Genomic DNA, 10,216 nt, shown 5'->3' on the forward strand with positions numbered 1-10,216 from the left:
GTGAAAGTAGGTCATCGCCAGGGTTTTATTAAGAACAAGAAAGCGGCCTAGAGCCGCTTTTTTTGTTTCTACCATCCATAAAATCAATATCCTATTAGGTTAATAATATCCATTGCAGGGACTCTTCCTCAGCAAGTAACGCGGTCAATGTAATCGATGTTAGTTCATCTAAACCTTCTGTCTGGCGGTGCGGAGGCGTCAGTGTCACCTGCAGTGCTTTAAGTTCAATGATGACTTGACGCTTTTTTCGTCCGCCTTTCTGCGCAACGAGGCCCGTTGCTTGCTTTAACTCATCAAATAAATAGGATTTATCTATTTTTAATAGGCGATAAGCCGCTTGGTTAAGCGACTGTCTTTAAAGTCACACTGTGAAAATACAAACTCTGACCATGACTGCGCATTTTCAATATCCAATTCCACATCTTGCTCCAATACAAAAAAGCAATTGGATTATTTTTTTGTATCGTAGCACGATGTGTATAAGATTCAGTTGCCTGCAACCAGGCTACATTGGCTCAATAACACATCAGTAATAATCAATAGTAGTAGTTGTCACATCAATAGGCCCTTGCCTATAAGGAAATACCATAACTGGTTCTACAACAGGAGTAACCGCCACTTGCCGATAGGCAACAACTTGCGTACAACAACATCCAGACATAAATACCACAACCCCCAACAGAACAATCCATTTCATCATTAGCCCCTATTTCTATTATTAATCAAAGTGTAGGTTAATTAATCATTCATCGCCAATTAGAGCCGAGATTTTTTTATCAATACAACACGTTCTTCCGGCTTCCGGATCATTTTGAATCCGTATATACTCATCACCTTGATATCGACAGCAATTCAACAGGATGTGAGGATGTTAGATAGAGCCAGTGTAGTTGATGAACAATTTATTAAAAGGGTAAGGCAAGCAGATTTCCCTATAGCCAATAGCTCAATTAGCCTAGAAACAGCTGAGCTGGATAAAAAGACTGCCATAGAGTTGTTTGACTCCCAAATTAAATCACGCTTGCTCGATTTAATCGCCAGACAACTTAAAGAAAATGGCCTATCTTTTTATACCATCGGTAGTAGTGGGCATGAAGGAAATGCGGTTTTTGGCCAAGTTTTTCGACCAGAAGATATGGCCTTTTTACATTACCGCAGTGGTGCTTTCTATGTACAACGTTCTAAACAAGTAACAGGTATCGATGGCGTTAAAGACGTTTTACTATCCCTAGTTGCCGCCTCCAATGATCCCATTTCTGGCGGCCGACACAAAGTATTTGGCTCAGTTCCCCTAAACCTCCCCCCCCAAACATCAACAATAGCCTCGCATTTACCCAAAGCTTTAGGTGCCGCTTTATCAATTAAACGCGCTAAAGACTTAGGAATCGAAAGCAAATTAGAGCAAGACTCAATCATTCTTTGCTCTTTTGGTGATGCTTCAGCAAATCACGCAACAGCACAAACCACTTTAAATGCCTGTTCATGGATTGCCCAACAAAATTACCCATTACCCATCGTTTTTATTTGCGAAGATAATGGCATAGGCATTTCCGTACCTACACCGGTGAATTGGATTGAACAATCGATTAATTCGCGCCCAGGATTAAATTACATCGCTTGCGATGGCTTAAATCTTGCGGATATTTACGCAAAAGCCCAAGAAGCAGAATACTTGGCCCGCTATAAAAAACAGCCGGTATTTTTACACATGCGCTGTGTACGCTTACTCGGTCACGCCGGATCAGATATTGAGTCCCAATACTTATCTCAATCACAGATAGAATTCACAGAATCACATGATCCCTTATTACACACTGCCGGCATGCTTTATCGCGAAGGCTGGATGAGCTTAGAAGGAATCATCAGCCTCTATGAAAGCAATAAACATTTAATTGAAGCCAAAGCTGCTGAAGCAATTAGCCAACCTAAAATGGACAGCGCTGAAGCAATCATGGCTTCCATTGTTCCTAAAATCACGCATAAGCCAAGGCACTCATTGCCCAATGAAGTAACACGTTCTGCCATATTTGCCAACGCTTATCCGCAATTGAAGCAAAAGCGTAACCTATGTCAGCACATTAATTTTGCACTCACTGATTTAATGATGCAGTATCCTAATATGGTGGTTTTTGGTGAAGATGTAGGTAAAAAGGGGGGGGTATACCGTGTCACCGCCGATTTGCAATTTCGCTTCGGTAAACGCCGCGTCTTTGATACTATCCTTGATGAAACCACAATTTTAGGTACCGCAATTGGAATGGCCCATAATGGCTTTATCCCAGTTCCGGAAATCCAATTTTTAGCTTACCTGCATAATGCAGAAGATCAGTTACGAGGCGAAGCATCAACACTTTCCTTTTTCTCTAGCGGCCAATACCAAAATCCCATGGTGATTCGTATTGCCTCACTAGCTTATCAAAAAGGATTTGGGGGGCATTTCCACAATGACAACTCAATTGCTGTATTACGTGATCTACCTGGTGTGATTGTTGCATGTCCTTCCAACGGCCCAGATGCTGCTAAAATGCTACGTACTTGCATGCGCTTAGCCCATGAAGAAGGGCGAGTTATCGTGTTCTTAGAACCAATCGCCCTGTATATGACGAAAGACTTGCACCAAACCGGTGATAATGGTTGGCTGTTTGATTATCCTCAACCCAATGAAATGATTGCACCTGGAGAAGTTGGTACTCAGGGAGAAGGCCCTACAGTTATCTTAACTTACGCCAACGGCTATTATTTATCATGCCAAGCAGCAAAAGTCTTAAAAGACGAACATAACATCAACGTAAAAATTGTTGATATACGCTGGCTTAGTCCTTTACCTGCTGAAGCTATTGTAAAAGAAGTAGCTCAGGCAAAACAGGTTCTTATTGTTGATGAAGGCCGACAAAGTGGCTCTATTAGTGAAGGGTTGATTACTTTACTAGTAGAACAAGCATCATCGAGTTTGCAAATCAAACGAATTACCGGTAAAGATTGTTTTATTCCATTAGGGACTGCTTGGCAATATTTGTTACCAAGTAAAGAAAGTATTATTGAAGCGGTAATCGCGTTACAGTCAGAGAAAAGGGAGATAGAAATTGGACGACTTGTTGTTTCTTGATGAACAATTGCGAGATGACGAACGAATGATACGCGACAGCGTCGCTCGTTTTGTTACAAATGATGTAGTGCCTTTAATGGCTGAGTCTTATGAACAGGCACATTTTCCCCGTGAACTGATTCGTAAGTCGGCAGAATTAGGTTTATTAGGGCTAACCTTGCCGGCTGAATATGGTGGGGCAGAAGCCTCCTATATTTCTTATGGTTTGGTATGCCAGGAATTAGAAAAAGGTGATAGTGGTTTACGTAGTTTTGTTTCCGTACAAAGCTCCTTATGCATGTACCCAATTTTCCGTTATGGCAGTGAAGAGCAAAGAGTACGTTATTTACCAGGAATGGCTACCGGTGAAATTATCGGCTGCTTCGGTTTAACTGAACCTGATGCAGGTTCTGATCCATCCAGTATGCGCACCAACGCTAAAAAAGAACATGGCGGCTGGCGTTTAAACGGTGCAAAAATGTGGATCACCAATGCACCAATTGCAGACATTGCCATTGTATGGGCAAAAACTGAGGCAGGAATCCGCGGATTTATCGTTGATACTAAATCCGAGGGAGTCAGTTGTCCAGAAATTAAATTAAAGATGTCTTTACGTGCTTCCATTACTGGCGAGTTAGTTTTTGATAATGTATTTGTTCCAGATGAAAACTTACTCCCTGGTTCTGAAAAAGGATTGGGAGCTGCTTTAAGTTGTTTAAGTCAGGCTCGCTATGGCATCGCTTGGGGAGCAATGGGTGCGGCAATGTCGTGCTTTGACATTACTCGCGACTACCTATTAGAGCGCAAGCAATTTAATAAGCCTCTAGCTTCGTTCCAGATCATTCAAAAAGACTTGGCTGATATGTATACTGAAATTATCAAGGCACAATGCCTGAATTTACAGATCGGTCGTTTGAAAGAAGAGCAACGCGAAACCCCAGTAATGATTTCATTAGCCAAAGGGAATTCTTGCCGTGAAGCATTGAAAATTGCCAGAAAATGCAGGAATCTATTAGGAGCTAATGGAATTAGTCTTGAGTATCATGTTATACGGCATATGCTGAATTTAGAATCAGTCTTTACCTATGAGGGTACGGATAACGTCCATACCTTAGTGCTAGGGAAGCATATTACGGGAATTAATGCTTTTGGTTAAATGTAACTATTCAGCATTACGACTCAATGATCCCTTCTCCCTTTTCAGAGAGAGGGGAGGCATAAGTGAATAGTTGTATTTATTGTTCTAAGCAGCAATTCCTGCATGTTTAATTGCAACTTACAGGGAGTATCACTATGTCAAAAATGATTTTAAAAAAAGCCTTAATCTTAAGTTTATTTTCATTAAGTGTGTCATCAGTTCAAGCAGAGCAAAACAAAGATCTTATAGTGAATCGATGCAATGATCTGGCAAAAATGGTGAAGTCATTGGTGGTAAGCCAACACAATCCCATCTGTGTTGATAAACTAGCATTAGCGGCCAACCAAATGAATGTCGCAGCAGCGTTGATTGCAGATGATTCTGTAGACCAGGCAAAACAAATAATCGTAAATGCAGTGAACGATTTACAATTTGCAGAGCTAACCGGATGCAGTCATTACATTCAAATTTCGCATTCGAAAGTAGAAGCCATCAAGCTAAGACATCTACTTTAATCGAGCTACAATCGTGCTTGAGGTGTTTAAAGTTGAATTTAAACCTTGTCTTTACACCTCAACTACTTGTTATCTTCCCCAGACTTAGTTATCATTGGAGCCAATCGGGGCGTAGCGCAGCCTGGTAGCGTACTAGCATGGGGTGCTAGTGGTCGAAGGTTCAAATCCTTCCGTCCCGACCAATAGAATCAATGAGTTACATTCCAAAAAACACACTAGCAATTTTTCGGGGTACACTTCGGGGTACACTTAATTGAAAGTGTAGGTCAGAAATTTTCTTATTTTGAATGTAATCTTTTTACGGACTTATATGAGGATGAGGATATGAAGCAATTGATTCTTCCAAAGAAATTGACTCGCGGGGATAAAATGGCGGTGATTAGCGCCTCATGGGGTGGTCCTGGTACTTTTCCTTATCGTTATGAAGCAGGCAAACAACGACTCGAATCTGTTTTCGGATTGGAAGTGGTTGAAATGCCTCATGCATTAAAAGATGCTGATTGGGTTTATCGAAATCCTAAAGCTCGAGCTGAAGATTTAATGCAAGCTTTTTTAGACCCTACCATTAAAGGAATTTTCTCAACGATCGGCGGAGAGGATGCTATAAGGTTGTTACCTTACATTGATTTTGAAATCATCCGTAAAAATCCAAAAATAGTTTTAGGTTATTCTGACAGTACTGTTTTGCATTTTATGTGTTTAAAAGCGGGCATAGCAAGCTTTTATGGTACCTCGGTAATGACAGGTTTTGCAGAAAATGTAGCAATGCATGAGTACACAGTAAGTGCGATAAAACAGAGCTTTTTTTCAACGGATAAAATAGGTGCCATTCCCAGAGCAAGTGAGGGATGGACTAAGGAATATTTAGATTGGCAAAAACCTTCCAATCAAATGATACAAAGAAAGCTTGAGTCCGAAATGAAATGGGAATTTATTGGATGTACTGACAAAATAGTTCAAGGACGTTTACTAGGGGGCTGTGTTGAGGTATTGCAGTTTATCAATGCTACAGAAATTTGGCCTTCGTTAGAGATTTGGGATGGGTGCATTCTTTTCTTAGAAACTTCAGAAGAAGGTGTAGCACCATTATTTTTAAAACGCTTTTTAAGAAATTTAGCTGCCCAAGGAATACTGGCTAAAATTGGAGGTATTTTATTTAGTAAGCCTGGTGGTCAACAGATCCTAGCCCCGGAATTTAAAGACTATGGAAAAGCTATTTTGGCTGTATTTGAAGAATATCAATTACCCCAAGTTTCTGTAGTAGTTAATATGGATTTTGGTCACTCTGATCCAATGTGGGTGATGCCTTATAGCTGTTTAGCAGAGATTAATCCTATGGAAGAGACAGTGAGTTTATTAGAAGGAATGGTTATCTAAGAACTCGTTATTAAACTATTTCTTAAGCCATATTTTGTTTTAATCACATATAGGAACGTGCTAAAAAAACTTGTCATCATTAAAAATGTCAAAGATAAAATAATTACTTTATTTCCAAAATTATTGAGTAAAATTCCAATCATATAAAACGCACCGATTGATACCAACATTGAAATTGTACTAATGAGTGAATCAAAAGTTGCCCTAATGTCATTGCTGATATTTTTATGGAGTAATGCGCTGATAATAATTGAAGGGTATTTAAATAAAATAAAACAAGAAAGAAACAGGATAATAGGGATTATTTTATAGATTTCATTTCCATTATATCCGATTAGATAGCTTGTAGCAGCAACGAAAAAAGCCATAAAAAATAAGCTTATTTTTAGTGAGCTTTTCTTTTCAGCAAAGAACGATCCTAGTGCTTGAAATACTAAAATGACCGCAAAAATAAGTCCATATACTATTGCATCAGAAGTATGCTCACCTAAATAATCATAAATGATTACCTGCCAAAATTGGGCTAAAATTTGAAACACAGTAACAAGTGAAATATTAGCAATAAATAAAATAATGATATTTTCAACTCTCAATACATTGAGTAAGTTCTTAAAGTGCAAACTTGTTTTATTTAATGGTTGGTTTTTTGATGTAGTTATATTAAATTTCTTTAAATCATTAGCTAAAAGAGAAAATAACCCTATTATTGTCAAAATAGAAGAAGCAACAAACCAAACGTACCTTGACTCCACAGTTACAAAAACACTACCTAAAAGTACAGAGACTACCATTAATAAGTTTTGATATTTAAAAAACTTGCCTAATGTGTAGTTATAATCATCCTTTCCTGTTTCATAAGAGTAAGTTTCAACTAAGATAGGCAACATCACTGCATTAAAAATTGCCAAAGACAAACCATTAAAAAATTCTGCTGCAAAGAAAATAGAAGTTGTATTACCTATGGCAGTTAAAAACATCCAAATGGCTGCAAGAAAAATTGAAATCAGTATGAAAGGAAACCTATTATTGCACCTATCAATGATCACCCCTACCGGAACTTGAATAAGTACAATTACTATTCCTTGAAACGCCTTTAAAAAGGAGATATCCGCAATCGATAACCCATGATTGGTTAAATATAAAGAAGAGTAGCCACCCACTAGCATTCTTATACTTGAAAATAATATGGTATAGATTAATAGCCTGTAGAATAATTGCATTTATGAACCCAATTTATACTGACATATTATTCATGCGATTAAAAAGGCTGAATACTTTTTCCATTTCATCAATTTTAAACGATGATAATTGCTCACCAGCAAAATAAAAATCAAAGAAATCAAGAGCCTTATCTGGGTAGTTTCTATTCTTGAACGTATTGCCTAAATATATAAATATTTTATCTATAAGGAGAGGATCCCAATCAATGATTTGTTGATGCTTACTTTTTATAATCTCTTTTGTATTTTCTACAGTTAGTTCTTCAAGGTGAATAAAATTAAAACGCCTTTCAAAAGCTTTATCGTTAACAAATATAGCTGCTTCATCGATTGTAGTAGCGCCAATCATTTGAAATTCTTCACGCATAAGATAGGGCTTTAATATATCAGCACCTGATATTCCCCCATCAGAGTTTCCTGTATTTAATATCGTATGAGCCTCATCAAAAAATAAAATTTTCTTGTGAGTTAAAGCCTCATTAAGAATACCATGAAATTTTTTTTCAAATTCGCCGCGATATTTAGAGCCGGATAGTATGCTGCTAATGTCTATGTAGTAAATATCTAAGTTTAGAATATGAGCAATCGATGCAATAAGAAAGGTTTTTCCTACTCCAGGTTCACCGATAAGCATGATATTATTTTTATAATTTCTTTTAAGACAAATTTTTATAAGTTCTTGCTCTTGTTCGCGATGAAGACATGGTTCTTGTTTTAAATTTTTTAAATTATACCCGTGCTTGTGAAAAAGGTGGTTGTCATTACTTTTATTCTGATCTCGATACTGTGTTAAATAACTGGATAGAAGATTTGAATAAGTAGATTCGCACTCTAATAAATAGTCAAATACATTTTGTAAGCTGGTATTAGTTCCATACTCTTTAAATATTTTTTCCAAGAGAACAGTATCGTCATTTTCCTTAAAAATCTGCCAATCAGTATTAAGTGGAACATTAGTTTTATGTTCCACCAGAGATAGTAAATTAAATAAATTAACAGGTATATTCCCTGTTTGTTCGACAAGTTCAGTCACTTTAATAGAAGAAAAAGACAAACTACACCTCAGTAATACAGGAATTTAATGTATTTGTATCAAAATTAAATACGCGATCAATTAGCTGACAGGGTAAGAAATCAGTTAAAAATTTTATTACTTCCAGAGCAACCAGTTTCCCAGCAATAGCATTGTATGGATCAATGATTGTTGCAACTAAACCAGAATTTATTAAATCAGTTTTCTCTTTTTCTGAGTCTGAAATATTTGTTTCTTGTATTTCGGATTGATTAGGGAAAATTTCTTTATAACTTCTTGTCTTGTTAGGTATTATTAGTGGACCACAAGTTATTTGATTAAAAGAAGGTAGTCCAAAAATAAACGGACATTGCTTATTCTGACAAGCTTCATCGACAACATATACAATTTTTCCCCTTGGCGTATCAGCGCACAAAATTAAAATATCAATGCCTTCTAAATGAGACTCTAAATCTTGGGAACGAGTTACTCTTTGGTTAACTGTAACAATCTCAGCGTGTGGATTAACTAGTTTTAGCTTTTTTTCAGCAACATCAAGCTTTTGTTTGCCAATGTCATCTTCATTATAAAGCATTTGTCTGGCGGTATTGCTTAATTCAATGTGATCATGATCAATAAGTGTTAGTTTTCCAATACCCATGGAAGCTAATCCGTATGCTACATAAGAACCAACACCGCCAACACCTAAAATTCCAACATGTGAGTTCTTTATTTTTTCCTGAAACTGGATAGCATCATCAATATTATTGCCTTTAAGGGTAGCAAAGCTTTTGATCTGTCTATCAAATTTTATTAATTCTTTATCCGATAGGGTATGTGTAAACTTAGTTTTAAATTTTACAATATTGTTGTCAATTAAAATCTGAAAGACTTCATCAAATTCCTCTCCGGATACATCATGTTTGAAGAAAAGTTGTTTATAAACTTCTTCTTTACCATGCATTCCAGATTTTTTAATTTCATAAAGTAAATCTATAAAAAATTCTTTTTCATCTATTTTAAGTGACTGATCATCAGGTAGATGAATAATTATTCCGTTTTCATGAGGTTGCAAATACAAATTTTCATTTAATCTTATCTGTTTCATACAAAAACCACTATAAAGATTATTTCTGGCAATAATATTATTCAAATGAATGAAGTTATTAATTCAAATAAAATTATGCCAGAAATGAAGACTAAGGAACCGCTGTAATTAAAGAGGCTTTTAAAGCAATTTTGGTTGCAGCAGAAATTTTAGAAACTGTTAGGGTTTTAGTTTTTGTAGTTGTTTTCATAACATAACTCCATTATTAATCCATAGTGAAATCCAACTAACAAAACTAGTTAGTTGGCCAAGATTTATCGAGACGTAAGAATAGCCTGCAATAAATCTGATTTAGTAGATAGTCTTTCTTAGAAATCCTTTCTACTTCTGCGGAAACTACTAAAAATACAAAATGATGTCAATCTGGGAGTTGTTTTAAATGTGGGCAAATGAGGCTAATTATATGTATTTACTTACATAATTTTATTTAATTTTCTGAAGATTTTAAATTTCAAGTTAGTTAAAACTATTGTAGTCGTTTTCTATAAGGTGGTTTAAGCTCTTTTAAAGGAGGGAATAATTCACTAGGTTCCACTTGAAGCGTGAGAGCAATTTGAATAAGGCTCTGCATCGAAATATTTTGTTCTCCTCGTTCTACTCTACCAGCATAGCTTCTTGAATTCAAATACAGGAAGAAGTGAAGCCTAGGCTTATGTATGTTGATGGTGAAACTAACTTAACATGAGTTATTGTCAAATCTGGTGTACAGCCTTAGGCGGCCTTCCTGTCTGATTGCTCGACAACCTGTACTCCATCTTTAA

At 36.6% G+C, this 10,216-nt stretch carries 9 protein-coding genes and 1 tRNA gene; 5 read left to right on the forward strand and 5 right to left on the reverse strand.

What is annotated here, in order from left to right:
- Positions 1-526: 526 nt before the first annotated feature.
- Positions 527-700 carry a hypothetical protein gene (locus ACQY7T_RS13355; RefSeq protein WP_165485226.1) on the reverse strand — a complete coding sequence of 58 codons (174 nt, stop codon included), beginning with the start codon at positions 698-700 and terminating at the stop codon, positions 527-529.
- 168 nt (positions 701-868) lie between these two features.
- Here ACQY7T_RS13355 and ACQY7T_RS13360 point away from each other — a divergent pair, with 168 nt between their 5' ends.
- The 5 genes from ACQY7T_RS13360 to ACQY7T_RS13380 all read left to right on the forward strand — a co-directional run bounded on the left by ACQY7T_RS13360 (position 869) and on the right by ACQY7T_RS13380 (position 6,115).
- A complete protein-coding gene (locus tag ACQY7T_RS13360) occupies positions 869-3,106 on the forward strand; it encodes a thiamine pyrophosphate-dependent enzyme (protein WP_428414019.1) in 2,238 nt (745 codons plus the stop codon).
- On the forward strand, positions 3,084-4,241 hold the full coding sequence (locus tag ACQY7T_RS13365) for an acyl-CoA dehydrogenase family protein (RefSeq protein WP_428414020.1): 1,158 nt from the start codon (positions 3,084-3,086) through the stop codon (positions 4,239-4,241). The genes ACQY7T_RS13360 and ACQY7T_RS13365 overlap by 23 nt, the downstream gene beginning before the upstream one ends.
- Positions 4,242-4,378: 137 nt before the next feature.
- Positions 4,379-4,738: a hypothetical protein gene (locus tag ACQY7T_RS13370; RefSeq protein ID WP_428414021.1), complete on the forward strand. Its 360-nt coding sequence runs from the start codon at positions 4,379-4,381 to the stop codon at positions 4,736-4,738.
- 105 nt (positions 4,739-4,843) lie between these two features.
- Positions 4,844-4,920, forward strand: a tRNA-Pro gene (locus ACQY7T_RS13375).
- Positions 4,921-5,062: 142 nt separating this feature from the next.
- A complete protein-coding gene (locus tag ACQY7T_RS13380) occupies positions 5,063-6,115 on the forward strand; it encodes a S66 family peptidase (protein ID WP_428414022.1) in 1,053 nt (350 codons plus the stop codon).
- Here ACQY7T_RS13380 and ACQY7T_RS13385 read toward each other — a convergent pair.
- The 4 genes from ACQY7T_RS13385 to ACQY7T_RS13400 form a co-directional block, all read right to left on the reverse strand.
- Positions 6,112-7,335, reverse strand: coding sequence for an MFS transporter (locus tag ACQY7T_RS13385; protein WP_428414023.1), 1,224 nt, complete (start codon positions 7,333-7,335; stop codon positions 6,112-6,114). The two genes, ACQY7T_RS13380 and ACQY7T_RS13385, sit on opposite strands and share 4 nt — an antisense overlap.
- 13 nt (positions 7,336-7,348) lie before the next feature.
- Positions 7,349-8,389, reverse strand: coding sequence for an AAA family ATPase (locus tag ACQY7T_RS13390; RefSeq protein ID WP_428414024.1), 1,041 nt, complete (start codon positions 8,387-8,389; stop codon positions 7,349-7,351).
- A 1-nt stretch (position 8,390) separates the two neighbouring features.
- The gene (locus ACQY7T_RS13395; protein WP_428414025.1) at positions 8,391-9,455 is read right to left on the reverse strand and encodes a HesA/MoeB/ThiF family protein; all 1,065 of its coding nucleotides are present in this window, start codon (positions 9,453-9,455) and stop codon (positions 8,391-8,393) included.
- 466 nt (positions 9,456-9,921) lie between these two features.
- The gene (locus ACQY7T_RS13400; protein WP_428414026.1) at positions 9,922-10,080 is read right to left on the reverse strand and encodes a helix-turn-helix domain-containing protein; all 159 of its coding nucleotides are present in this window, start codon (positions 10,078-10,080) and stop codon (positions 9,922-9,924) included.
- Positions 10,081-10,216 lie beyond the last annotated feature (136 nt).

It is taken from the genome of Legionella sp. (assembly GCF_965140895.1).
Lineage (GTDB): Bacteria > Pseudomonadota > Gammaproteobacteria > Legionellales > Legionellaceae > Legionella.

Excerpts from the sequence above, each read along its gene's own strand:
- ACQY7T_RS13395 (WP_428414025.1), bottom strand. The coding sequence starts at position 9,455 with ATGAAACAGATAAGATTAAATGAAAATTTGTATTTGCAACCTCATGAA.
- ACQY7T_RS13360 (WP_428414019.1), top strand. The coding sequence starts at position 869 with ATGTTAGATAGAGCCAGTGTAGTTGATGAACAATTTATTAAAAGGGTA.
- ACQY7T_RS13355 (WP_165485226.1), bottom strand. The coding sequence starts at position 700 with ATGATGAAATGGATTGTTCTGTTGGGGGTTGTGGTATTTATGTCTGGA.
- ACQY7T_RS13380 (WP_428414022.1), top strand. The coding sequence starts at position 5,063 with ATGAAGCAATTGATTCTTCCAAAGAAATTGACTCGCGGGGATAAAATG.
- ACQY7T_RS13370 (WP_428414021.1), top strand. The coding sequence starts at position 4,379 with ATGTCAAAAATGATTTTAAAAAAAGCCTTAATCTTAAGTTTATTTTCA.
- ACQY7T_RS13385 (WP_428414023.1), bottom strand. The coding sequence starts at position 7,335 with ATGCAATTATTCTACAGGCTATTAATCTATACCATATTATTTTCAAGT.